Below are 23,642 nucleotides of genomic sequence, written 5' to 3'. Positions count from 1 at the left end.
CTGCAATGACCATCACGATTCCGTTGCACAAGCTCGCGCATGCGCGTACCGGGGACAAGGGCAACCGTTCCAACATCAGCGTGATTGCGTACGACATGGCGTTCTATCCGGTGCTGGAGCAGCAGTTGACCGTAGAGCGCGTCACCCGGGTCTTCGCCTGCCGGTCACCGGAGGCGGTGACCCGCTACCTGCTGCCGAGGCTGGGCGCGATGAACTTCGTGCTGGAGGGCGTGCTGGACGGCGGCGTCAACGACTCCCTCAACCTGGACGCCCACGGCAAGGCGCTTTCCTTCCTGCTGCTCGAGACCAGCATCACGCTGCCGCCGACGCAATTGCTGACACCATGAGAAGAGATCAAGACCAACAGTCCCAAGGAGACAAACAATGAGAAGCCGTGTACCCAAAGCCGTTGCGACCGCCCTCGCGGCAGCCGCCGCGTTCACGATGCCGGCCGTCGCGCGCGCCGATTTTCCGGAGAAGCCGATCCGCTTCGTCGTGCCCTTTGCTTCGGGCACCGCGACAGACCAGATCGCCCGCGCCCTCGGACAGGGCGTCGCAGCGGAGAGCGGCCAGCAGGTGATCGTCGACAACAAGCCGGGCGGCAACGGTTTCATCGGCGCCAGCGAGGCAGCACGGGCGGCGCCGGACGGCTATACCGTGTTCATCACCACCAATACCACGCATGCCGCCGCCCAGCACCTTTACAAAAAGCTGCCGTACGACCCGGTCAAGGACTTCGCGCCGGTGACCGGGCTGGGCAAGGGCGGGCAGATCATGGTGGTCAACAGCCGCTCGCCGTACGCCAGCGTTCGCGATTTCCTGGCGGCGGCCAAAAAGAACCCCGGCAAGCTGAGCTTCGGCAGCGGCAGTTCGTCCAGCCGCATCGCGGGCGAAATGCTGCAGCAACTGGCGGCGGTGCAGATCCTGCATGTGCCGTACAAGAGCAATACCTTCGCGGTCACCGACCTGCTGGGCGGCCAGATCGACATGATGATCACCGACACCGCCACCGGGATGCCGCATGTGAAAAGCGGCAAGCTGCGTGCGCTCGGTGTGTCGACGAAGAAGCGGTCGGCGCTGGCGCCGGAGGTGCCGACCATCGAGGAAGCCGGCGTGCCGGGTTACGACATGGGCTACTGGTTCGCCGCCTACGCGCCGGCTGGAACACCGGCCACGATCATCGGCAGGCTCAATGGCTGGCTGGCGAAAGCGGCAAGATCGCCCGGCGCCACGACCTTCTACGCCAACAGCGGCGTCGAGCCCTTTCTCACGAGCCCCGAGGAGCTGGCGCAGTTCCAGGCGGAGGAATCGAAGAAATGGGAGGAGATCGTCAGGAAGGCGGGCATCGAGAAGGAATGAGCGCAGCGGTGCGGCCCATCGGCCAGAAAACGCGGGTACGGCGCTCTCCACGTGGGCCGCTGGATGATTGCCGGGAGGGCAAGGCGCCACTGGCATGAGGATGCCGGATGCGGCGCGCCCGCCGGATTCCCGGGCACCGCTGGCAACATTCGCTGGCGGCGCATCGGTGGCTGCAGCACGGTCACGCCTGCAGGCAATGCCGCGGTGGGATAGTATCGGCACATCTCCGGCACTCCGCAGTTGCCTGTCCCTTCGGCAATCTCCGCTCAGGAAAACGGTTTGTTCCACGACGCCCGCCACGCACGCCGCCTCGCCTTCGCACACCGCCTGCTGGTCCGTGCCGTGGACGTGCGGCCGCAGGAGACCGCCGCGCTGCTGCTCGGCTTTGCCTATTTCTTCTGCCTGCTGTGCGCGTACTACCTGCTGCGTCCGCTGCGCGACGCGATGGGGCTGGTCGGGGGCGCCGGTCAGCTGCAATGGCTGTTCACCGCCACATTTGTCGCGATGCTGGCGCTGGTGCCCGTGTTCGGCGCCATCGCCGCGCGCTGGCCGCCGCGCCGCTTCGTGCCGTTTGTCTACCGCTTCTTCGCGCTCAACATCCTGGTGTTCGCGGCCCTGTTCGGCGCCGGCGTGCAGGAACTGGTCGTGTCGCGCGTGTTCTTCGTCTGGCTCAGCGTGTTCAACCTGTTCGTGATCAGCATCTTCTGGAGCGTGATGGCGGATCACTTCAGCAGCGAGCAGGGGAAACGGCTGTTCGGTTTCATTGCGGCCGGCGGCACGGCCGGGGCGCTTGCCGGACCCGCGCTTGCGGCGGGACTCTCGCTCAGCCTCGGCATCCCCTTTCTCGCCGTGATCGCCGCGTTGCTCCTGGAGGCGGCCGTCCGCAGCTACCGCCGCCTTGCCGACGAGGCGCGCGCGCCGACGGAACGGCAGGAGGCAGCACGCGGTACGGATCCGCACGGCACCCGGCTTGGCGGCGGCATGTTCGCAGGCATCTCACTGATCCTGCGCGAGCGCTATCTGTTGGGCATCGTGCTCTACCTGCTGCTGCATGCGACAGCATCGACCTTCCTGTATTTCCAGCAGGGACGCATCGTGGAAGTCAGCTTCGCTGATACCGCGGCGCGCACGCGCTTCTTTGCCGTGGTCGACCTTGCCGTCTCCGCGCTGGCGCTGCTGCTGCAGATGTTCGTCGCCGGACGGCTGATCCGGTGCGCGGGCATCGCCGTTGCCCTGATGCTGTTGCCGCTGACCGGGTTGCTTGCGTTTTCGGCGCTGGCGGTATGGCCCTTCGTCGCCGTGCTCGGCGCCGTCCAGGTGCTGCGGCGCGGGCTCGACTACGCCATCGTTCGCCCCGCGCGGGAGGCCTTGTTCACCGTGGTCGGCCGCGCGGCGAAGTACAAGGCAAAGAACGTCATCGACACCGTCGTCTATCGTGGCGGCGACGCCGCCAGCGGTTGGCTCTTCGCCGGACTGGCTGCGACCGGCATCGGCTTTGCGGGCATGACCGCGGTCTTTGCGCCGTTCGGCGCGCTATGGGTTTGGTTGTCGGTCTGGCTGGCGCGGCGCCAGGATGCGCGCGCGCGGGCGTCGGACAACGGGTTTCAGGAGAGGGAGGCTTCGCATGAAGGACGAATCGCATGAATCGCACGCATCGCACCCATCGCACCCATCGCACCTGTCGCAGGCGTCGTCCGGCTCCCGTGGGGCGTACCCCGGCCGTGCCATGACGCGCGCCGAGTTCCTGCGGCTGGCAATGGCGGCGGCCGTTGGCGCCGGCCTCGCCGTCACCGGCAATGCCCGGCAGCCGCAAGGCGTCGCGCCAGCCGGGCGCATGCACACCCGCCCGATTCCATCCAGCGGAGAAGCGCTGGGCGTGATTGGCGTCGGCACCTGGCAGACCTTCGATGCCGGCCCGGGCGAGGCCGAGCGCGCGCCGCTGCGGGAGGTGCTGCAGGTGCTGTTCGCGGCCGGCGGCTCGGTCATCGACAGTTCGCCGATGTACGGCCGGTCGGAGGAAGTCGCAGGCGACCTGCTGGCGGGATTGAAGGCCCATGACCGCGCTTTCGTCGCGACCAAGGTCTGGACCCGCGGCCGTGACGAGGGCATCGCCCAGATGCGCCGGTCGATGCAGCTGCTGCGCGACGAGCGCATCGAACTGATGCAGGTGCACAACCTGGTCGACTGGCGCACGCACCTCCGGACACTGCGCGCATGGAAGGCGGAAGGGCGGATCCGCTACCTCGGCATCACGCACTATACCTCCAGCGCCTATGACGAGCTGGAGTCGGTCATGCGCAGCGAGAAGCCGGATTTCGTGCAGCTCAACTATTCGCTTGCCGACCGCGCCGCGGAGCGACGGCTGTTGCCGCTCGCTGCCGAGCGCGGCATCGCCGTGCTGGTCAACCAGCCCTTCGGCGGCGGCGGCCTGCTGCGCGAGCTCGCCGGAACGCCCCTGCCCGGATGGGCGGGCGATATCGGCTGCACCAGCTGGGCGCAGGTGCTGCTGAAGTATGCGCTGGGCCATCCCGCAGTGACCTGCGTGATTCCGGGCACCAGCCGGCCGAGGCACATGGCGGACAACTGCCGGGCAGGCACGGGCGTGATCCCCGACGAGGACATGCGCAAGCAGATGACGGCATGGTGGGACAAGCGTTGAAGCGGCGCAGTGCGGGAACGACGATGCGGCAGTGCATCCGCTGCGGCGCGATGCGCGGCAGCACGCATCCCGGTCAGATATCGAAGAACACCGTCTCCTCGCCGCCCTGTATCCGGATGTCGAACCGGTAGATCGTCTGTCCATCACGCTCGCTGCGCACCGCGAGCAAGGTCTTGCGGCGTACTTCCCACTCGATCAGGCCGAGCACCGGATCCGCGGCGTTCGCATCCGCTTCGTCAGCGAAGTACATGCGGGTGTGCAGGCCGAGGTTGATACCGCGCGCCACGATCCAGAAATTGACATGCGGCGCCATGGGGCGCCCGCCGCGCCCGGCGACCGGCCCCGGCTTGATCGTCTCGAAACGGTACAGGCCGCTCTCGAAGTCCGAGCAGGCCCGGCCCCAGCCCTGGAAGTCCGCGTCCAGCGGCTTCTCCTGACGGTCGGCAGGATGGTTGTAGCGGCCGTCGGCGTTCGCCTGCCAGATCTCGATCAGCACGTCGCGCAGCGGCGTGCCGGAGCCGTCGATCACGCATCCCTCGATCGCAATCCGTTCGCCGCGGGTGCCGGGACCGGCCAGCACAGGGCCGAAGTTGTGACCGAAGATGTCGAAGCCGGCCGCGCGGGGCGCCAGTCCGATGTGCACGTAAGGGCCTGCGGTCTGCGAGGCGCTTTCGTGCAAGGGCTTCAGCATGTCCCGCATCACTCGCCTCCCTGCAGCCGGTTCTCGAAGAGCGTTGCGCGCGCGCCGCGCAGCACGATGTCAAAGCGGTAGGCGAGGCTGTCCAGCGGTACCGCATGCGCCCGGTCGAGCAGCGCGATCAGGCCGCGGACCGCATCCTCGTCGGCGATCGACCGCACGATCGGACAGGTCGCGATCAGCGGATCGCCCTCGAAATACATCTGGGTGACCAGGCGTTGCACCCATGCGCTGCCCGAGATCGAAAAGTGGATGTGTGCAGGCCGCCAGTCGTTGATGCGATTGCGCCAGGGATAGGGGCCGGGCTTCACGGTACGGAAGAAGTAGTAACCGTGCTCGTCAGTCATCGTCCGGCCGCAGCCGCCGAAATTGGGATCGACCGGCGCCAGGTACCGGTCGTTCCTGTGCCGGTAGCGGCCGCCGGCGTTCGCCTGCCAGACCTCCACCAGCGCATTGCGCACCGGGCGCGCAAACGCGTCGCGCACGAAGCCGTGCACCAGGATGCGCTCTCCCACCGGCAGTCCTTCCCTGGCATGGTTCAGGACCAGGTCGTGGTCCTTCGGCCCCAGCAACGCCCGGTCGAATACCGGTGCCGTCACCTCCGACAAGCTGTGCTCCAGCGAGATCAGCGCGTTCCGCGGCGAGCGCAGCACGCTGGTCTTGTAACCGGGCGCATGGGCCGGCGGGTGCCGGTCCGGGTCGCGCTGCAGGTATTCAAGTGCCTGGTCGTTCATGCAGTCTCCTCGTCTGCTCCCGCCATGAATCTATGCGTGAAAAATAGTCATGTAAATTGAATTATTGCCCGGTTATTGATAACCTGAACTTATGGAAACAGACCTGTTCACGCGTCGCATCCGGCTCCGCCACCTGGATTGCTTTGCCTGTGTGGCCGAGACCGGGCATCTCGGCCGGGCGGCGTCGCGCCTGCAGCTGACGCAGCCGGCGGTGTCGAAGACGCTCAGCGAACTGGAGGACATCGTCGGCATGCGCCTGCTGGAACGCGGACGGGCCGGCACCGCGCTGACGCGCGAAGGCAGGGACTTCCTGCCGCGCGCGCGCGCAGTGCTCGATGCGCTCGGCGCGGCAAGGGCGGCCGTGCGCGGCGGCCAGGATGCGCGACCGACGCCGCTGCGCATCGGCGCGCTGCCGACCGTCGCGCCCGACCTGCTGCCGGCCGCGCTCGAACGGTTTCGCGCGGCACGTCCGCACACGCCGGTGGAGGTGCAGGCCGGCACCAATACGGTCTTGCTGGCGATGCTCAAGGCAGGCGACATCGACCTGGCGCTGGCGCGGATGGCGGATCCGGAATCGATGCGCGGGCTCAGTTTCGAGTTGCTCTATGTCGAACCGATGACGCTTGTCGTGCGGCGCGGTCATCCGCTCGCCGGAAAACCGGTGCCCGGCCTGCAGGAGGTTGCCGGTTTTCCGGTTGTGGTCTCGGCCCAGGGCACCATTCCGCGGCACAATACCGAGAGCTTTTTCCGCTCGCACGGGCTGGAACTGCCGTTATCGCGCGTGGAGACGCTGTCGGTGTCGCTGGCGCGGCAACTGGTTCGCAAGAGCGACGCCGTATGGTTCGCACCGGCGGGCGCGGCGCGGCCCGATGTGGAAGACGGCCTGCTGACCACGCTTCAACTGGCGATGCCGGGGCTGGAGGAGCCGGTCGGGCTGATGACCCGCAGCGATAGCGACGCTGCCTCCCCCGGTCCGGCCGCGCGGGACTTTGCCGGCATGCTGCGCGCATGTGCCGCAGCCGCCCCCAGGCCGCAAAAGCGCAGGGGCTGAGGCGTATCCGGGTAGCGCCTCAAGGTGCCGGTTGCAGTCGTTTCATCAGGTACTTCGGCGATTCCTCGTAGCCCTGCCGGGCATAGAACCGGTGCGCCTGCTCCCGGCGGGCATGGGAATGCAGCTCGATGCGGTCGCAGCCGCGTCCTGACGCCAGCGCCACGACTGCCTCCTCCAGCTTCGCACCGATTCCCCTGCCGCGCGCCGCCTCCGCCACGCAAAAATAGCTGATCCGGCAGAAGTCGCCTTCCATTGCAATCTGCGGAATGAAGTGCAGCGACACGAATCCGATCACTGCGCCTTGCTCTTCCGCGACCAGCAGGCCGGCGTCCGGATGCGCGAGCAGGCGATCGATGCTGGTCGCGACATGACCCGCTGTTCCCGGATAGCCGAGCGCCGCGAGGAGCCCGGCGATCGCGGGGCCGTCCGCCGGGTTCGCCCCGCGTATCCCGGGCGACGGGGAAGGCGTGTTCATGCGCCGGTCATGGCAACGATCACCGCGACGACCACGGCAACCGTCCCGATCGCCAGCGCGGCCAGTCCGGTCCACAGCGCGGTGGTCGCCCTGCGGGCCGTCTCCGCCAGGCCGGCCGATACGCCCTGCAGCTGTTCGGCGATCTGCTTCATCACGTCGGCCTGCTCGGCCCCGGCGCTTTCGAGCGTGGCGAGGCGCTGGGTGACGGTCGCGATCTGCGTCTTCACCTCCGCATGCGGATCGACCTCGGGCGCTTGCTGCTTTGAACCCCATTTGTTGCGCAGGTCCCGGGTTGCCGCGACCACCGTCGGCACCAGCTTGATCAGTTCTTTCCAGGGAATTTGCGTGGCGACTTGCACAGGCATCGAATGCTCCGAACGCTAGGAATCAGGCGGGACGAAGGGACGGCCATGTCGGGGCAGCCCGCGCAGGTCCGGAAACGGCCGGGCAACGCCTCCCGCCGACAGCGCACCCGCCTGCAGATTCTATCGCCCCGCATGCCGTGGGGCTGCGACCTACGGCAACAGAACGGACAGTTCCTGCGCGCCCCGCAGCAGCACCGGCAGGAAGTCGTCCCGCATCTGCCGGCTGCTGACACGCGTCGCCTGCGCACCGACGTTGAGCGCCGCGACCACGTTGCCGGCGGCGCCGCGCACCGGCACGGCGATGGAGCGCAGGCCGACCTCGAGCTCTTCCTCGACCAGCGCGTAGCCGTTCTTGCGGATCTCCGCCAGGATCTCCCGCAGCCGCGTTTCCGACACCACCGTCCTGTCGGTCTTGGCCTTCAGCTCCACGCCGGCGAAGTAGTCGTCCAGCATGTCGTCCGGCAGGTGGGCAAGCAGCGTGCGGCCCAGCGAGGTGCAGTAGGCGGGCAGCCGGCTGCCGGTATTGAGCGATACCGACATTACGCGCGAGGTCGCGGAACGCGCCACGTACAGCACTTCGCCTTCCTCGAGCGCCGCCAGCGAGCAGGACTCGCTGAGCGTGCGGCTGATCGTGTTGAGAATGGGCAGCGCCGACACGGTCAGCGGGGTGGAGGACAGGTAGGAGTAGCCGAGCGTGAGCACCTTCGGTTTCAGCGAGAAATTGTTGCCGTCGGCATCGGCATAGCCCAGCTGGCGCAGGGTGTACAGGCAACGCCGCACCGCCGCGCGCGGGATGCCGGTGCGATGGCTGATCTGGGCGATGGTGAGGCTGCGGCGCTGGTCGCTGAACGCGCGGATCACGGCCAGCCCGCGTGCCAGCGAGGTCATGAAATTGGGATCGGCAAGGGCCTCGATCTCGTCCGCGATGCTGGGCGCGGCGGCGGGACTCTTCGGCTTGCCCGCTGCGGCGGGTGCTGTCATTGCTGTTGCTCCGGATAAGCATGGCGGGGTGCGAAAAACTCTGTTCGGTAGGCGCACCAAATCCGCCAACCCCGCCTTGACGCAAAATTGCTTCAATAAATACACTGGTTTTGTTCAGTGATCAAACTTTTGTTCGATTATCGAACATCTGAATGATCAAACATTCATGCAATGCCGAGGCGGCGAACCGCCGGCATCAACGAACCAGGGTTTCAACGTGATAAACAAGATTTTCGAGTCCTGCGCGACGGCGCTGGCCGACATCGGCGACGGCGCGACGGTGATGATCGGCGGCTTCGGCAACGCCGGCATGCCGGTCGAACTGATCGACGCGCTGATCGCGCAGGGCGCCCGCGACCTGACCATCATCAACAACAACGCCGGCAACGGCGACACCGGCCTGGCCGCCCTGCTCAAGGCGAAGCGGGTGCGCAAGATCATCTGCTCGTTTCCCCGCCAGACCGATTCCCATGTCTTCGACGCCCTTTACCGCGCCGGCGAGATCGAACTGGAACTGACGCCCCAGGGCAACCTCGCCGAGCGCATTCGGGCCGCCGGCGCCGGCATCGGCGGCTTCTTCACCCCTACCGGCTACGGCACCATCCTGGCGGAGGGCAAGGAAACCAGGCTGATCGACGGCCGCCACTATGTCCTGGAATCGCCCATCCATGCCGACTTCGCGCTGATCAAGGCCTTGCGTGCGGACCGCTGGGGCAACCTGGTCTACCGCAAGACCGCCCGCAACTTCGGCCCGGTCATGGCCATGGCCGCGAAATGCACGATCGCACAGGTGGATGAGGTCGTCGCCCTCGGCGAACTCGATCCGGAAGCGGTGGTCACGCCCGGTATTTTCGTCAAGCGCGTGGTGCGCGCGGGAGAAGCACAATGAAGCGCATGACGCGAAACGACATGGCGGCCCGCCTGGCCCAGGACATTCCGGACGGCGCGATCGTCAATCTCGGCATCGGCCTGCCGACACTGGTCGCCAACTATCTGCCTGCCGACAGGGAGATCCTGCTGCACAGCGAGAACGGCGTCCTCGGCATGGGGCCGGCGCCGGCGGCCGGCGAGGAAGACCCCGACCTGATCAACGCCGGCAAGCAGCCGGTCACGCTGCTGCCCGGCGGCGCCTACTTCCATCACGCCGACTCGTTCGCAATGATGCGTGGCGGCCACCTCGACATTTGCGTGCTGGGTGCGTTCCAGGTGTCGGCCGGCGGCGACCTCGCCAACTGGCATACCGGCGCCCCGGACGCCATTCCGGCGGTGGGCGGGGCCATGGACCTGGCCATCGGCGCCAGGGACGTGTTCGTGATGATGGAACACCAGACCCGGAGCGGCGAAAGCAAGATCGTTGCACAATGCAGCTATCCGCTGACCGGCATCGGCTGCGTCAGCCGCATCTACACCGACCTCGCCGTCATCGACGTGACGCCGGAAGGCCTGGTGGTGCGCGAGATGGTGGAAGGCCTCGGTTTCGAGGAATTGCAAAGAATCACCGGTGTGCCGCTGCGCCTGCAGCCGGCGGCCGGATAACTGGAGAGACCATGAAACAAGCTTTGATCTGCGATGCGATCCGCACCCCCATCGGACGCTACGGCGGCGCACTGAAGGATGTGCGCCCGGACGACCTCGGCGCGGTGCCGCTGCGCGCGCTGGTGGAACGCAACGGGAAGGTCGACTGGGCGGCGGTGCAGGACGTGATCTTCGGCTGCGCCAACCAGGCCGGCGAGGACAACCGCAACGTCGCCCGCATGTCGCTGCTGCTGGCGGGCCTGCCGCAGGAAATCGGCGGCGCCACCATCAACCGGCTGTGCGGCTCCGGCATGGACGCGGTCGGCACGGCGGCGCGCGCGATCAAGGCGGGCGAAGCCGGCCTGATGATCGCCGGCGGCGTGGAATCGATGACCCGCGCGCCGTTCGTGATGGGCAAGTCCGACAGCGCGTTCTCGCGCAACGCCGGCATCTTCGACACCACCATCGGCTGGCGCTTCGTCAACGCGAAGATGAAGGCCGAGTATGGCGTCGATTCGATGCCGGAGACCGCCGAGAACGTCGCCACCGATTACAACATCAACCGCGAGGACCAGGACCGCTTTGCGCTGGCGAGCCAGGCCAAGGCGTCGGCGGCACAGCAGGGCGGCGTGCTCGCGCAGGAAATCGTCGCGGTGCGGATTCCGCAGAAGAAGGGCGATCCGCTGGTGGTCGAGCATGACGAGCATCCGCGCGCGACCAGCATCGAGGCGCTGGCGAAGCTGAAAGGCGTGGTCCGCCCCGACGGCACGGTCACCGCCGGCAACGCGTCCGGCGTCAATGACGGCGCCTGCGCCCTGCTGCTGGCCGACGAGGAATCCGCCGCCCGCTATGCGCTGACGCCGCGCGCGCGCGTCGTCGGCATGGCCACTGCCGGTGTGCCGCCGCGCGTCATGGGCATCGGCCCGGCGCCGGCAACCCAGAAGCTGCTGAGCCAGCTCGGCATGACGCTGGACCAGATGGATGTCATCGAGCTGAATGAGGCATTCGCGGCGCAGGGCCTGGCCGTGATGCGCATGCTCGGCCTGCGCGACGACGATCCGCGGGTGAACCCGAACGGCGGCGCGATTGCGCTCGGCCATCCGCTCGGCATGAGCGGCGCCCGCCTCGTCACCACCGCGATGTACCAGTTGCAGCGCACCGGCGGCCGCTATGCGCTGTGCACGATGTGCATCGGCGTCGGCCAGGGCATCGCCATGGTCATCGAGCGCGTCTGAGCGCGACCGGCGCCAGGACCGCAATGGCCGTGCTGCCCCTCGCCAGCCTCACCGGCGTCCTGTTTTCCACGGACGCCGCGCGCGCGATATTTTCCGCGCAGGCCTGCGTGCAGGGGATGCTCGATTTCGAGGCGGCGCTGGCGAGGGCGCAGGCACGCACCGGCGTCATCCCTGCCGCCTGCGCCGAGCCGATTGCCCGCTGCTGCAATGCGGACCGGATCGACTTCGACGGGCTCGCGGCGGCAGCGGCTCCCGCCGGCAACCTTGCCATCCCGCTGGTGAAGCAGCTGACCGACCTGGTCGCCGGCGAAGACGCCGACGCGGCCCGCTATGTGCATTGGGGCGCGACCAGCCAGGACGCGATCGACACCGGCCTCGTGCTGCAACTGCGCACCGCGCTGGACCTGATCGATGCCGAACTGGTGGCACTGACCGCGGCGCTCGCGCTGCAGGCGCGCCGCCATCGCGATACGGCGATGGCCGGGCGCACCTGGATGCAGCAGGCGCTGCCCCTCACCTTCGGTCTGAAGGTCGCCGGCTGGCTGGATGGCCTGCAGCGCCACCAGGACCGGCTGGCGGCCGTACGCACCCGCGTGCTCGCGCTGCAGTTCGGCGGTGCCGCCGGCACCCTTGCCAGCCTGGGCGGGCAGGGGCTGCGGGTTGCCCAGGCACTCGCGGGGGAGCTCCGGCTGGACCTGCCCGACATCCCGTGGCATACGCAGCGCGACCGCATGGCCGAGGCGGCCGCGGTATTCGGCATGCTCACCGGCTCGCTCGGCAAGATCGCGCGCGATGTTTCGCTGCTCATGCAGACCGAGGTGGGCGAGGCCGCCGAGCCGGCAGCCGCGGGCAAGGGGGGCTCGTCGACCATGCCGCACAAGCGCAACCCGGTCGCCTGCGCCGCCGTCCTGGCTGCCGCGACGCGGGTCCCGCCGCTGGTATCCGTCATGCTGTCCGGGATGGTGCAGGAGCATGAGCGTGCCCTGGGCGGCTGGCAGGCCGAATGGGACACGCTGCCGGAAATCGTGCTGCTGACCGCGGGCGCATTGCAGCAGGTACGCACCATCGCCGAAGGCCTTGGCGTCGACGAGCGGCGCATGCAATCCAACCTGGACGTTACCAACGGCCTCCTGCTGGCCGAGGCGGTGACGCTCGCGCTCGGCCCGACGCTCGGCCGGATGCAGGCGCACCTGGCAATGGAAGCCGCCTGCCGGCGCGCCGTGCAGGATGGCAGGCAGCTGCGCGACGTGCTGCTGGAAGACGCCGACGTCACCGCGCACCTGTCCACTGAACAGATAGACAGCCTGCTGGAGCCGGCGCACTACCTCGGCCAGGCAGGCGAATTCGTCGACCGGGTGCTGGAAACGCACCGGCGGCGCACCTGATGGGAGTAAACATGTTTCTTGACCATGCCGATGTACGCCTGCATTACCAGGTCGAGGGGCGCGAGGATGCGCCCTGGCTGATCCTGTCCAACTCGCTGGGTACCACGCTCGACATGTGGGCGCCGCAAATGCCCGCGCTGCTCGAGCAGTTCCGCGTCCTGCGCTACGACACCCGCGGCCACGGCGCGTCGTCGGTGCCGCCGGGGCCCTACCGCATCGACCAGCTCGGCGGCGACGTGGTGGCGCTGATGGATGCGCTCGGCATCGACCGCGCCCATTTCTGCGGGCTGTCGATGGGCGGCATGACCGGAATATGGATGGGCATCCATCAGCCACGCCGGCTGCACCGGCTTGTCCTGTGCAATACCTCCGCCCGCATCGGCCCGCCGGAAACCTGGGATGCGCGCATTGCAAAGGTCGGCGCCGAAGGCATGGCCTCGATCGTGCCGGCCGTGATCGACCGCTGGTTCACGCCCGGCCATGTCGCCCGCGCCGGGCAGGACGTCGGAAAAGTGCGGGACATGCTGCTTGCCACCGACAGCGCCGGCTATGTGGCCAACTGCGCGGCGGTGCGCGACATGGACCAGCGCGATGCCGCCTCGACCATCGCCGTGCCCACGCTCGTGATCGCCGGCACCCATGACTTGGCGACGCCGGCCACGGACGGCGCCTGGCTGGCCGGGCAGATCCCGGGAGCCCGCTACCTCGAACTGGATGCGGCGCACCTTTCGAACTGGGAGCAGGCCGCGCTGTTCACCCGCGGGGTAGTGGATTTCCTGAAGGAGGCGCAGCATGGATGAGCGCGACCGGCAAGCGCAAGGCATGGCAGTCAGGCGCGCGGTGCTTGGCGACGCCCACGTCGATCGTGCGCAGGCGCGGCTCACGCCGTTGAATGAAGAATTCCAGGACCTGATCACGCGCTATGCCTGGGGGGAGATCTGGACCCGCCCCGGCTTGCCGCGCCACACGCGCAGCCTGCTGACCCTCATGGCCCTGGTGGCGCTGAACCGGGAGGAAGAACTCATCTTGCACCTGCGGGCGGCCGCCAACAATGGCGTCAGCCGCGACGAGATCAAGGAAGTACTGCTGCAAGCCGCGATATATTGCGGTGTGCCGGCCGCCAACGCCGCCTTTCGCGTGGCGTCCGAGGTGTTCCGGGAAATGGACGGCGAAGCGACCTGAAGCAGTCGCGATGCCGTGAGCGAGGGCGCGCCAGACGCCTGCTCGACAGACAATGCGAGGAGACCACATGCGTCATTTTGCGTGCCGGAGGCCGCGATGATCGGCGTCCTGTTCGACGGCATCGCCTACGGCAGCCTGCTGTTCCTGATCAGCGTGGGCCTGTCGGTGACGATGGGGCTGATGAACTTCATCAACCTGGCCCACGGCGCGTTCGCCATGCTCGGCGGCTATGTCTGCGTGACCCTGATGGCGCGCGCCGGGGTGCCTTTCCTGCTGACGCTGCCGGCCGCCTTCATCGCCAGCGCGCTCGCCGGACTGCTGCTCGAGCGGACGCTCTACCGGCGGCTGTACAAGGCGACCCACCTCGACCAGGTGCTGTTCTCGATCGGTCTCACCTTCATGGCGATTGCCGGCGCGACCTATGTCTGGGGGCCGCGGCAGCAACCGGTGCCGCTGCCGGATTTCCTGCGCGGCCAGGTATCGATTGCGGGACTCGAGGTGGGCGCCTACCGGCTGTTCATGATCGCCGTGGTGGTCGTCATCACGATCGTGCTTGCGCTGCTGCTCGAGCGGACCCGTTTCGGGGCGCGTATCCGCGCCGCCGTCGATAACCAGGAAGCATCGGCGGGCCTCGGCATCAATGTCGACCGCATCTTCAGCCTGACCTTCGCGCTCGGCTCCGGACTCGCCGGCCTCGGCGGCGGGCTCGGCATCGATGTCCTCGGCCTCGACCCGACTTTCCCGATCAAGTACATGGTGTACTTCCTGCTGGTGGTCGCCGTCGGCGGTGCCGGCACGATCCGCGGGCCGCTGGCCGCCGCGCTGATCCTCGGCGTGTTCGACGTGGCCGGAAAGTACTATGTGCCGGACGTCGGCGCCTTCGTGATCTACGCGCTGATGGTGGCGCTGCTGCTGCTGTTCCCGTCCGGCCTGCTGGGGAGGCGCCCATGAGCGACGCCATCCGCGCTGCCGCGGCGACGCCTTCAGGGACGGTGCGCAGGCGCCGGCTGCCCGACGACCGCTGGCGGCTGGCCGAGGTCCTGTTCTGGCTGCTGCCGGTGGCGGCCTATTTCCTGTTTCCGGGCTACCTGGTGCTCGGCAGCCAGATCATGATCGTCGGCCTGTTCGCATTGTCGCTCGACCTGATCCTCGGCTATGCCGGCATGGTCTCCCTCGGCCATGCGGCGTACTTTGGCGCCGGAGCCTACGTGGCCGGCCTGTTGTCCGTGCATGGATGGGGCGAACCGGTCAGCGGCCTGCTCGCCGGCGGACTGGTTGCAGGACTGTTCGGCTTCCTCACCAGCTTTCTCGTCGTCCGCGGACGGGACCTTACGCGCCTGATGGTCACGCTCGGCATCGGACTGATGACCTTCGAGGCCGCGAACAAGGCCGCCTTCGTCACCGGCGGCGTGGACGGGCTGTCCGGGATGGCCATGGACAAGCTGTTCGGCGTGTTTGAATTCGACCTGTTCGGCAAGACCGGCTACCTCTACAGCCTGGCGGTCCTGTTCATGGTGTTCGTGTTCGCACGCCGCCTGGTCAGCTCGCCGTTCGGGCTCGGCCTGGCCGGCATCCGCGAGGGCGCGCGCCGCATGCCGGCGATAGGCGTCAACGTGAATGCCCGGCTGGTCACCGTCTTCACCGTCAGTGCCGCGATTGCCGGCCTTGCCGGCGCGCTGCTGGCACAGACCACCCAGTTCGTCGGCCTCGAATCGCTGAGCTTCTCGCGCTCGGCGGAGCTGCTGATCATCCTCGTGCTGGGCGGCACCGGCCGCCTGTACGGAGGCCTGGTCGGCGCGATGGTCTTCATGATTGCCCAGGATTATGTCGCCGGCATCGATCCGGTCTACTGGCAATTCTGGATCGGCCTGTTGCTGGTCGTGATCGTCCTGTTCGCGCGGGGAGGCATCCTCGGCGGCATCGAGCGCGCCCTTGCCGCACGCCGCAACGATGGCGGGAGGAAAGCATGACGACCGCACTACGCACCGAAGGACTCACCCGCCGCTGGGGACCGTTCGTCGCCAACAGTGATATCAGCCTCCGCTTTGCCGCCGGAGCCAGGCATGCGCTGATCGGCCCGAACGGCGCCGGCAAGACCACCTTCATCAACCTGCTCACCGGCTATCTCGCCCCCAGTGCGGGCCGGGTGTACTTCGGCGACGACGACATCACCGGCCTGCCGCAGCACCGGCGGGTCAAGCGCGGCCTGACCCGCACCTTCCAGATCAACACCCTGTTCGCCGGCCTCACCGTGCTGGAGTCGGTGATGCTGGCGATCTTCGAGCGCGAGGGCATGCACCGCATCTGGTTCAGGACGGTGGCGCGCCACCACGCGGTGGCGGACGAAGCGATGGCGCTGCTCGCCCGTCTCAATCTCGAGCGCGACGCTGACCGCAGGACGGCCAGCCTTGCCTACGGCAAGCAGCGACTGGTCGAGATCGCGCTCGCGCTCGCCACCAGGCCCGCCGTGCTGCTGCTGGACGAACCCGCCGCCGGTATTCCCTCGGCGGAGAGCGTCGAACTTTTCGATGCCATCGCGCGCCTGCCGCGCGAAGTCACCATCCTGTTCATCGAACACGACATGGGCCTGGTCTTCCGTTTCGCGGAGCGCATCACCGTCCTCGTCGGCGGCAAGGTCCTGACCGAGGGCACGCCCGCGGAGATCGGTGCCGATCCGCGGGTGAAGGAGGTCTATCTCGGAGAGGCGGAACATGCGTCAGCTGCTTGAATTCGACAAGGTATCGGCCGGTTACGGCGATGCGGTGGTGCTGGAACAGGTGTCTTTCAGCATGCAGGAGGGCGACAGCCTCGCCCTGCTGGGCCGCAACGGCGTGGGCAAGACCAGCCTGCTGGTGACCCTGATGGGACTTACGCGTCGCCACGCCGGCCGCATCGTCTGGCGCGGCAGGGACATCAGCCGCATGCCGACCCACCTGCGCGCCCAGGCGGGACTTGGCTGGGTGCCGCAGGAACGCCACGTCTTCCCGTCGCTCACGGTGGAGGAGCACCTGATCGCGGTCGCGCGTCCGGGCGAATGGTCGGTGGCGAAGGTCTACCAGCTTTTTCCACGACTGCAGGAGCGCCGGACGAACATGGGCAACCAGCTGTCCGGCGGCGAGCAGCAGATGCTGGCGATCGCGCGGGCGCTGATGGTCAATCCCGTGCTTCTTCTGCTGGACGAACCCATGGAGGGCCTGGCGCCGGTCATCGTGCAGGAACTTACGCACGCAATCCGGTCGCTGGTGAGCGACCGCGGCATGGCCGTCATCATCGTGGAGCAGCATGCGCGGCTGGCACTGTCGCTGACGAAAAGGGCGATGGTGCTGGAGCGCGGCCGGGTCGTGCATGCGACGGACAGTGCCGCGTTGCTGCGCGACCCGGAGACGCTCGCGCGGCTGGTCGCGGTGGCCTGAAGGACGGCGACGCCAGGCTTCCCGCCGGTCACCACATTCACTTCCGCCGGAATGCCTCCACCGCCGCGCGGCCCTCGGCGGCGTCGTCCGTGAAGAACCCGTCCACCCCTGCAGCAAGGTAGGCGGCGAGTTCCTTGCCGAGGTCGCCGCGCTGCGACGGCGAGGCGGGATCGGCGCCGCGCAGGTCGAGCGGCAGGAAGGGATTCTCGGGACGGAAGGTATAGGGGTGCACGCGCAAGCCGGCGGCATGCGCGTCCCTCACAAGCGATGACGGCACGCCAAGCCTGCCGCTGCCATCCCGCCCGATCACCATTTCCTTCGCCGGCCCGATCGCATCGGCGTAGGTCGCCACTTCACGCAGCCCGGCGGTGCTCGCGATATCCCTGTAGCCCCTTGCATCGCCGGCGCGCCGGAAGTCTTCGGGCTGGCCGGCGGCCGCCAGTAGCTGCACGAGCGGCAGTGCCGTCATCGCCCGGATTTCCTTCAGATTCGCCACCTCGAAAGACTGGATGTAGACCGGCGCATGCCTTCCCTTGTACCCGGCCGCATGCAGCTGCTCGACCAGCCGCTCCTCCAGCGGCAGCCCGATGGACCTGAAATGGCTGGGGTGCTTGGTCTCGGGATAGATGCCGATGGTTCTTCCGGTCAGTGCCGACATGCGTTGCGCAAGCGCGATCACTTCCTGCAGCGTCGGGATGTCGAACTGGCCGTCGTACCGGATATTGGCGGGACGATTGCGCGGGATGCGCTCCTTCGCGCGCAGTGTCTTCAGTTCGGCAAGCGTGAAGTCTTCCGTGAACCAGCCGGTCACCCGCTCGTTGTCGATCACCCTGGTGGTCTTGCGCGCGGCGAACGCCGGCCGCGCCGCAACGTCGGTGGTGCCGGAGATCTCGTTCTCGTGCCGGGCGACGAGGACACCATCCCGGGTGATGACGAGGTCCGGCTCGATGAAGTCGGCCCCGTCCTCGATCGCCTTCCGATAGGACGCGATCGTATGTTCGGGTCGCAGTGCGCTGGCGCCGCGGTGGGCGATGACGACGGGCGCATCCCGCTCCTTCGCCAGCGGCATGTCAGCGTTCTCCACGCGCATTGGCGACGCTACAAGTCCGGAAAGGGCGGATAGCGTGGACAGGGCGAGCACGGTCCTCGACATCGTCTTCATGCAGACCACCTTCCGTCGATAGCAGGCTTTGCATGCCAAAGCGCGCCCGTGACCGCAGCGTGTCAGTCGTCCCGGCCCCGCCGCAGCGGCGAGGCGACAGGCGTGCAGCCCGGGCCGGGAAGCCGGCGCACAGCGGCAGCCGGTTGCCCGGAAAATCGCACAGTGCTTCCGACACGCTTATTTTCCCGGATCCTTCACATCCGCGAACTTGTCGAACTCGATGTTGTAGAGCTCGCCGTTGACCTTCTCGACCTTGCGGATGTAGACGGTCTGCACGACATCGCGCGTCGCCGGGTCGATCATGATCTGGCCGCGCGGACTGTTGATCTTCATGCCCTTGAACGCCGCCATCGCCTTGTCGCCGTCGATCTTGCCGTTCAACTTCTTCGCCACTTCATAGATGGCGTGCATGCCGTCATAGGCGGCCACGGCCATGAAATTCGGACGGCCGGCGCCGGGATTGGCATCGGCGAAGTTCTTCAGGAAGGCCTTGTTCTCCGGGGAGTCGTGTGCAGCGGAATAGTGGAAGCTGGTGGTGACGCCGAGTACGGCATCGCCCATCGCGGGCAGTACATGGTCGTCGGTCAGGTCGCCGGTGGCGATGACGCGGATACCGGCTTCCGCCAGGCCCCGTTCCCGGTAGCCTTTCATGAAGGCCACGGCCTGTTCGCCCGCCGGCACGAAGATGAATACCGCTTCCGGTTTCGCATCCTTGATGCGCTGGATGTACGGCGCGAATTCCGGGTTGCGCAACGGCACGCGGATCGATTCCAGCACCTGTCCGCCGCCACCGGTGAAGCTGGTCTTGAACGCGGTTTCGGCGTCGATGCCCGGGCCGTAGTCCGCGACCAGGGTGACGACTTTCTTCACCCCGTTCTTCACCGCCCAGGTGCCCATCGGCGCCGAGATCTGCGGCAGGGTCATCGACACCCGCGTGACGTAGGCGGACTTGGTCGTGATGACCGAGGTAGCGGCATTCATGATCACCATCGGCTTCTTCGCCTGTTCGGCAACCGGCGCGACAGCGAGCGCTTCCGGCGTCAGGCCGAAGCCGGCCAGGAAGTCCACCTTGTCGCGCACGACCAGTTCCTGCGCATGGCGCTTGGCGACCTCCGGCACGGGACCGGTGGTGTCCTTCAGGATCAGCTCGATCTTCTTGCCCGCGACCTTGTCGCCGTGCTGCTTCATGTAGGCCTTGATGCCGCCTTCCATTTGCTTGCCGTAGTCCGCGAACGGCCCGGAGAACGGCGCGATCAGCCCGATCCTGATGGCCTCCTGTGCCAGCGCGGGAGCGGCTGGAACGGCGCAGGCGCCGAGCAGGGCAATGGATGCGGCGAGGTTCCTGGGATGCATGGCAAGTCTCCTTTCGTTGGCCGTTGCGGCGCCTGGTTTTTGCCGGCCGCTCAGGCCGGTCTGCAAATCATAGTCGATCTGATATTCGTCCTGCAGCCGGCCGCGGGACGCGATCCGGTCGCGCCTTCACGTGATCTCTTCGTAGGGCAGGCCGACATAGTTCTCGGCAATCGTCGTCCGGCCGGCGACGGAACCGGTGTAGTAGTCGAGGTCGGCGAGCTGGATGCGCCGCGAGAACGGGTCGTCATCCAGCCGGTGCAGCAGCGAAGTCATCCACCAGGAGAAGCGCTCGGCCTTCCAGATCCGCCGCAGGCAGGTATCGGAATACCGGTCCAGCACATCTTCCCGCCCTTGCCCGTAGCGGATCTTCAGGACCTGGTAGAGCGTGCGCACGTCGCTGGCCGCCAGGTTCAGCCCCTTGGCCCCGGTCGGCGGGACGATGTGCGCGGCGTCGCCCGCCAGGAACAGGCGTCCGAACTTCATCGGTTCGGCCACGAAGCTGCGCAGCGGCGCGATGCTCTTTTCGATCGACGGTCCGGTGACCAGCGTTGTCGCCACGGCGGGCGGCAGGCGGCGCTTCAGCTCCTCCCAGAATCGTTCGTCGCTCCAGTCGGCCACCTTGTCCTCGAGCGTGCACTGCACGTAGTACCGGCTCAGCATGTCGGAGCGCATGCTGCACAGGGCGAAGCCGCGTTCGTGGTTGGCATAGATCAATTCCGGCGATGCCGGCGGCGTGCGCGACAGTATGCCCAGCCAGCCGAACGGGTAGACGCGCTCGAAGCATCTGAGCGCCGCCGCGGGCACCGACTGCCGGCAGACGCCGTGGAACCCGTCGCAGCCGGCGATGTACACGCATTCCAGCGTGAAATGTTCGCCTTCCCGCATGAAATCAATTCGGGGGCGGTCGCCGAGGAAGCCGCGCGGCTGCACATCCTGCGCTTCGTAGATCGTCATGCCGCCGGCGGCCTCGCGTTGTGCCATCAGGTCGCGCGTGACCTCGGTCTGGCCGTAGACGAGCATGCTCTTGCCGCCGCTCAGGCGCTTCAGGTCGATCCGTTGCTGCCGGCCATCGAAGGCGAGGGTGATGCCTTCGTGCACATGGCCCTCCCGGTCCATGCGCTCGCCGGCACCCGCTTCCCGCAGCAGGTCCGCCGTGCCCTGTTCCAGCACGCCCGCCCGGATCCGGCCGAGTACATGCGCGGCGGACTTCGCCTCGAGGATCACATTCGGGATGCCCAGGCGCAGCAGAAGCTGCCCGAGCAGCAGGCCCGACGGACCGGCGCCGATGATCGCCACCTGCGTCTTCATCCTTTCCCCTCCACCGTCGTCGCTAGACCGATGATCGCGCGCAGGGGGCCGGCGGGGAATAGACTTATTCAACAAAGAATTGTACTTTTCGCGTATCGGGGGAAGCCCCGTGCGCGTTCTCAACCCGCCGCCGAGGTCACCATGGTCCCAGCCACGGCAGTACCGGTCTACAAGCTCTACGGGGAACAGGATGCATGGCTGCGCCCCGACATGGTGCATTGCGAGTCGATTGCCTCGCGCAGCAGCCTGCACGATTGGCACATCAAGCCGCATTGCCACGTCGGCCTGTTCCAGTTGCTCTACCTGGAGCGCGGCAATGCGCGGGTGCAGCTGGACGACGCGCATTTCGCGATGACCGCCGGCCAGGTGCTGGCCGTGCCGCAGTCCTGCATCCACGGCTTCCACTTCCAGCAGGACGCCCTCGGCTGCGTGATCACGATTGCCTATCCGCTTGCCAGCCGCCTGCTGCGCGACATCGACGGGGGCCTCCTGCCGCTGCCGGCGCCGCGCCTGCACACGCTATCCGACGATGCGGAGGGCACCCACCTCCACATGCTGTTCGAGGCGTTCATGCGCGAATACGCAAGTCGCGCGCCGTTTCGCCATGCATTGATGGAGACCCTGCTTGCCGCCTTGCTGATCGCCCTGTCGCGCCATCTGGCCCCGCGCCCGGAAGTGCACGCGGGCAGCACCGCCGGCCGGCACTTCGCGCGATTCTGCGAACTGGTCGATGCCTGGTACGGCCAGCATCATCCGGTCTCGCGCTACGCGCGCGAGCTGGGCATCAGTGCCGCGCACCTGAACCTGTTGTGCAGGCGGGCGGCGGGAAGGTCGGCGCTGGACCTGATCCATGACCGGCTGCTGCTGGAAGCGAAGCGCAGGCTCGTCTACACCTCGATGAACATCGCCGAGGTCTCTTATGCGATCGGGTTTTCCGACCCGGGCTATTTCACGCGCTTCTTCAAGCGGCGTGTCGGGCAGGGGCCGAAGGACTTCCGCCGTCAGGCGGAGCAGGACAATGCAGTGCGCTAGTTGCGCCGGTGCGGGCTGAAGGCGGGAAGAGAAGCGTTGCAATCCGCAGGCGGGTGCACAAGGGATACGCGTGCGACGCGCATCCCCCGTTGCATCCCTCAGGCCTGCGCGCCGGGCAGGGCGAGGCGGCCGGAACCGGCAAGCGTCGGCATATCGACGCCGCTGCCATCGGCCGTGGCGTCGAGCTTGAACACGCTGACGGCGTCGGCCAGTGCCGCGGCCTGTTCGCGCAGATTCGTCGAGGCGGTGCTTGCTTCCTCGACCAGCGCCGCGTTCTGCTGCGTGGCCTGGTCCATCAGGCTGACTGCCTGGTTGATCTGCTCGATGCCGGAGGTCTGCTCCTGCCCGGCGGCCATGATTTCCCGCATGATGGTGGTGACCTGCTGGATGCTCTGCACCACGTCATGCATCTTTGCACCAGCCTGGTCGACCAGGACGGTGCCGCCATTGACCTTCTCGACGGTGTCGGTGATCAGGCCCTTGATTTCCTTCGCGGCGGCGGCGGAGCGCTGCGCGAGGCTGCGCACCTCCGCGGCAACGACTGCGAAGCCGCGGCCCTGTTCGCCGGCACGCGCTGCCTCGACCGCGGCGTTGAGTGCGAGGATGTTGGTCTGGAAGGCGATGCCGTCGATGACGCCGATGATGTCCACGATCTTGCGCGACGCGCCCTGGATGTCGTTCATGGTATCGACCACGCGCGACACCGCCTGGCCGCCGTCGTCGGCAATGGCGGAGGCGTTTGCGGCGAGCTGGTTGGCCTGGCGTGCACTGTCCGCATTCTGCTTCACGGTGGAAGTCAGCTCCTCGAGCGATGCCGCGGTCTCCTCCAGCGAGCCTGCCTGGCTTTCTGTCCGCGCTGACAGGTCGGCATTGCCCGACGCAATCTGCACTGATGCCGACGCGATGACGCCGGTGCCATGCCGTACCTTGGCGACGATGTGCGTGAGACTGTCGTTCATGTTCTTCAGCGCCGCCATCAGCCGCCCCGTCTCATCCGTGCCGGACACGCGGATCTCCTGGCTCAGGTCGCCGCGCGCGACATTTTCGGCGACGCTGACGGCCAGTCCCAGCTGGCCGGAGATCGTGCGGATCACTTTGGCACCGACTACCACGGCGAAGGCGAGCCCGGCCAGGATCGCGATCACGCACGAGGTCCTGACCAGCTGGTAGGTCTGCTCGGCGGCCTGGTATTCGGCCTTCGCGTTATCCAGCTGCAGCTGCACCAGCGCATTGATGTCGTTGCGCACCGGCCCGAGCAGCGCGGTCATCGGGCCGTGCACCGCCGTCACCGCCGACATCGTATCAAGCACTGTCAGCGCATCGACTGCCGGCTTGATGCCTTCGTCGACGTATTTCTTGTGATGCGCATTGAAAGACTCCGCCAGCTTCTGCTCGGCAGGTGACAACCCGGACGCCAGGAATGCCGTCATCTCGACGTCGATGGTCTTGTTGCGCTCGGCAATACGCTTGAGCGACTGCTCCAGGTTGCTCTGTTCCCCCGTCAGCGCCTTGCTGATGCCGGACTCGTTCTCGTCGATCAGACGGATGATGCGGTCGAGGGCGCCGAGGCGCACGAGACGGTCGTCATAGATCTCCTTCAGGGAGCTGTTCGCCATGCCGAGACTGCCGATGCCGATGATGCCGCCGGCGACAAGCTGAATGCAGAGAAGGCCGAGCACGGCGATCAGCCGTGTGCGTATCGTGAGGTTGTTGAGCATGTCTGACCTTTGTGAGTT

At 67.3% G+C, this 23,642-nt stretch carries 25 protein-coding genes; 16 read left to right on the top strand and 9 right to left on the bottom strand.

Annotation, left to right across the window (positions count from 1 at the left end):
- The first annotated feature begins 5 nt into the window (after nucleotides 1-5).
- The 4 genes from VIM12_RS11185 (at nucleotide 6) to VIM12_RS11170 (ending at nucleotide 4,018) form a co-directional block, all read left to right on the top strand.
- Nucleotides 6-347, top strand: coding sequence for an AtuA-related protein (locus tag VIM12_RS11185; RefSeq protein WP_331941709.1), 342 nt, complete (start codon nucleotides 6-8; stop codon nucleotides 345-347).
- Between the two features lie 37 nt (nucleotides 348-384).
- Nucleotides 385-1,359, top strand: a complete 975-nt coding sequence (locus tag VIM12_RS11180; RefSeq protein ID WP_414691779.1) for a Bug family tripartite tricarboxylate transporter substrate binding protein — start codon at nucleotides 385-387, stop codon at nucleotides 1,357-1,359.
- A 279-nt stretch (nucleotides 1,360-1,638) separates the two neighbouring features.
- Nucleotides 1,639-3,003 carry an NTP/NDP exchange transporter gene (locus VIM12_RS11175; protein WP_331941708.1) on the top strand — a complete coding sequence of 455 codons (1,365 nt, stop codon included), beginning with the start codon at nucleotides 1,639-1,641 and terminating at the stop codon, nucleotides 3,001-3,003.
- A 112-nt stretch (nucleotides 3,004-3,115) separates the two neighbouring features.
- Nucleotides 3,116-4,018, top strand: coding sequence for an aldo/keto reductase (locus tag VIM12_RS11170; protein ID WP_414691785.1), 903 nt, complete (start codon nucleotides 3,116-3,118; stop codon nucleotides 4,016-4,018).
- A 73-nt stretch (nucleotides 4,019-4,091) separates the two neighbouring features.
- Here VIM12_RS11170 and pcaG read toward each other — a convergent pair whose 3' ends face one another.
- Nucleotides 4,092-4,709 (bottom strand): protocatechuate 3,4-dioxygenase subunit alpha, encoded by a 618-nt coding sequence (gene pcaG / locus VIM12_RS11165; RefSeq protein ID WP_331941706.1) that lies wholly within the window; start codon nucleotides 4,707-4,709, stop codon nucleotides 4,092-4,094.
- 8 nt (nucleotides 4,710-4,717) lie between these two features.
- Entirely contained in the window at nucleotides 4,718-5,449 is a 732-nt protein-coding gene (gene pcaH, locus VIM12_RS11160) for a protocatechuate 3,4-dioxygenase subunit beta (RefSeq protein WP_331941705.1), read from the bottom strand.
- 91 nt (nucleotides 5,450-5,540) lie between these two features.
- On the opposite strand from pcaH, the gene pcaQ reads away from it, so the two are divergent.
- Entirely contained in the window at nucleotides 5,541-6,500 is a 960-nt protein-coding gene (gene pcaQ, locus VIM12_RS11155) for a pca operon transcription factor PcaQ (RefSeq protein WP_331941704.1), read from the top strand.
- A gap of 19 nt (nucleotides 6,501-6,519) precedes the next feature.
- Here the strand turns inward: pcaQ and VIM12_RS11150 are convergent, their stop codons facing one another.
- The 3 genes from VIM12_RS11150 to VIM12_RS11140 all read right to left on the bottom strand — a co-directional run bounded on the left by VIM12_RS11150 (nucleotide 6,520) and on the right by VIM12_RS11140 (nucleotide 8,321).
- Nucleotides 6,520-6,975 carry a GNAT family N-acetyltransferase gene (locus VIM12_RS11150; RefSeq protein ID WP_331941703.1) on the bottom strand — a complete coding sequence of 152 codons (456 nt, stop codon included), beginning with the start codon at nucleotides 6,973-6,975 and terminating at the stop codon, nucleotides 6,520-6,522.
- Nucleotides 6,972-7,340 carry a hypothetical protein gene (locus VIM12_RS11145; RefSeq protein ID WP_331941702.1) on the bottom strand — a complete coding sequence of 123 codons (369 nt, stop codon included), beginning with the start codon at nucleotides 7,338-7,340 and terminating at the stop codon, nucleotides 6,972-6,974. Before VIM12_RS11145 ends, VIM12_RS11150 begins: the two co-directional genes overlap by 4 nt.
- A 150-nt stretch (nucleotides 7,341-7,490) precedes the next feature.
- Nucleotides 7,491-8,321 (bottom strand): IclR family transcriptional regulator domain-containing protein, encoded by an 831-nt coding sequence (locus VIM12_RS11140; RefSeq protein WP_331941701.1) that lies wholly within the window; start codon nucleotides 8,319-8,321, stop codon nucleotides 7,491-7,493.
- Between the two features lie 217 nt (nucleotides 8,322-8,538).
- Here VIM12_RS11140 and VIM12_RS11135 point away from each other — a divergent pair, with 217 nt between their 5' ends.
- From VIM12_RS11135 to VIM12_RS11090, 10 genes are all read left to right on the top strand, one after another.
- A complete protein-coding gene (locus VIM12_RS11135; RefSeq protein WP_331941700.1) occupies nucleotides 8,539-9,210 on the top strand; it encodes a 3-oxoacid CoA-transferase subunit A in 672 nt (223 codons plus the stop codon).
- Nucleotides 9,207-9,857, top strand: coding sequence for a CoA transferase subunit B (locus VIM12_RS11130; protein WP_331941699.1), 651 nt, complete (start codon nucleotides 9,207-9,209; stop codon nucleotides 9,855-9,857). The genes VIM12_RS11135 and VIM12_RS11130 overlap by 4 nt, the downstream gene beginning before the upstream one ends.
- Nucleotides 9,858-9,868: 11 nt before the next feature.
- Nucleotides 9,869-11,071, top strand: a complete 1,203-nt coding sequence (gene pcaF, locus VIM12_RS11125) for a 3-oxoadipyl-CoA thiolase (RefSeq protein WP_331941698.1) — start codon at nucleotides 9,869-9,871, stop codon at nucleotides 11,069-11,071.
- Between the two features lie 23 nt (nucleotides 11,072-11,094).
- A complete protein-coding gene (locus VIM12_RS11120) occupies nucleotides 11,095-12,456 on the top strand; it encodes a 3-carboxy-cis,cis-muconate cycloisomerase (protein ID WP_331941697.1) in 1,362 nt (453 codons plus the stop codon).
- Nucleotides 12,457-12,467: 11 nt separating this feature from the next.
- Nucleotides 12,468-13,256 carry a 3-oxoadipate enol-lactonase gene (gene pcaD / locus VIM12_RS11115; protein WP_331941696.1) on the top strand — a complete coding sequence of 263 codons (789 nt, stop codon included), beginning with the start codon at nucleotides 12,468-12,470 and terminating at the stop codon, nucleotides 13,254-13,256.
- The gene (pcaC, locus tag VIM12_RS11110; RefSeq protein ID WP_331941695.1) at nucleotides 13,249-13,638 is read left to right on the top strand and encodes a 4-carboxymuconolactone decarboxylase; all 390 of its coding nucleotides are present in this window, start codon (nucleotides 13,249-13,251) and stop codon (nucleotides 13,636-13,638) included. Before pcaD ends, pcaC begins: the two co-directional genes overlap by 8 nt.
- A gap of 96 nt (nucleotides 13,639-13,734) precedes the next feature.
- The gene (locus VIM12_RS11105) at nucleotides 13,735-14,589 is read left to right on the top strand and encodes a branched-chain amino acid ABC transporter permease (protein ID WP_331941694.1); all 855 of its coding nucleotides are present in this window, start codon (nucleotides 13,735-13,737) and stop codon (nucleotides 14,587-14,589) included.
- Nucleotides 14,586-15,608 carry a branched-chain amino acid ABC transporter permease gene (locus VIM12_RS11100; RefSeq protein WP_331941693.1) on the top strand — a complete coding sequence of 341 codons (1,023 nt, stop codon included), beginning with the start codon at nucleotides 14,586-14,588 and terminating at the stop codon, nucleotides 15,606-15,608. Before VIM12_RS11105 ends, VIM12_RS11100 begins: the two co-directional genes overlap by 4 nt.
- The gene (locus VIM12_RS11095; protein WP_331941692.1) at nucleotides 15,605-16,366 is read left to right on the top strand and encodes an ABC transporter ATP-binding protein; all 762 of its coding nucleotides are present in this window, start codon (nucleotides 15,605-15,607) and stop codon (nucleotides 16,364-16,366) included. Before VIM12_RS11100 ends, VIM12_RS11095 begins: the two co-directional genes overlap by 4 nt.
- Nucleotides 16,350-17,051, top strand: coding sequence for an ABC transporter ATP-binding protein (locus tag VIM12_RS11090; protein WP_331941691.1), 702 nt, complete (start codon nucleotides 16,350-16,352; stop codon nucleotides 17,049-17,051). Before VIM12_RS11095 ends, VIM12_RS11090 begins: the two co-directional genes overlap by 17 nt.
- Nucleotides 17,052-17,088: 37 nt before the next feature.
- Here VIM12_RS11090 and VIM12_RS11085 read toward each other — a convergent pair whose 3' ends face one another.
- The 3 genes from VIM12_RS11085 to pobA all read right to left on the bottom strand — a co-directional run bounded on the left by VIM12_RS11085 (nucleotide 17,089) and on the right by pobA (nucleotide 20,874).
- Nucleotides 17,089-18,141 carry a glycerophosphodiester phosphodiesterase gene (locus tag VIM12_RS11085; protein WP_331942035.1) on the bottom strand — a complete coding sequence of 351 codons (1,053 nt, stop codon included), beginning with the start codon at nucleotides 18,139-18,141 and terminating at the stop codon, nucleotides 17,089-17,091.
- A gap of 249 nt (nucleotides 18,142-18,390) precedes the next feature.
- Entirely contained in the window at nucleotides 18,391-19,566 is a 1,176-nt protein-coding gene (locus VIM12_RS11080; protein ID WP_331941690.1) for an ABC transporter substrate-binding protein, read from the bottom strand.
- 126 nt (nucleotides 19,567-19,692) lie between these two features.
- Complete coding sequence (pobA, locus tag VIM12_RS11075; protein WP_331941689.1) at nucleotides 19,693-20,874, bottom strand: 4-hydroxybenzoate 3-monooxygenase; 1,182 nt, start codon at nucleotides 20,872-20,874, stop codon at nucleotides 19,693-19,695.
- 141 nt (nucleotides 20,875-21,015) lie between these two features.
- Here pobA and VIM12_RS11070 point away from each other — a divergent pair, with 141 nt between their 5' ends.
- Entirely contained in the window at nucleotides 21,016-21,906 is an 891-nt protein-coding gene (locus VIM12_RS11070) for a helix-turn-helix domain-containing protein (protein ID WP_331941688.1), read from the top strand.
- 98 nt (nucleotides 21,907-22,004) lie between these two features.
- Here the strand turns inward: VIM12_RS11070 and VIM12_RS11065 are convergent, their stop codons facing one another.
- A complete protein-coding gene (locus VIM12_RS11065) occupies nucleotides 22,005-23,624 on the bottom strand; it encodes a methyl-accepting chemotaxis protein (RefSeq protein ID WP_331941687.1) in 1,620 nt (539 codons plus the stop codon).
- Nucleotides 23,625-23,642: the final 18 nt, after the last annotated feature.

It is taken from the genome of Noviherbaspirillum sp. (assembly GCF_036563305.1).
In the GTDB taxonomy this organism is placed as follows: domain Bacteria; phylum Pseudomonadota; class Gammaproteobacteria; order Burkholderiales; family Burkholderiaceae_D; genus Noviherbaspirillum.
The sequence above is the reverse complement of the archived record's forward strand: the minus strand, read 5'-3'. Positions and strand labels throughout refer to the sequence as shown.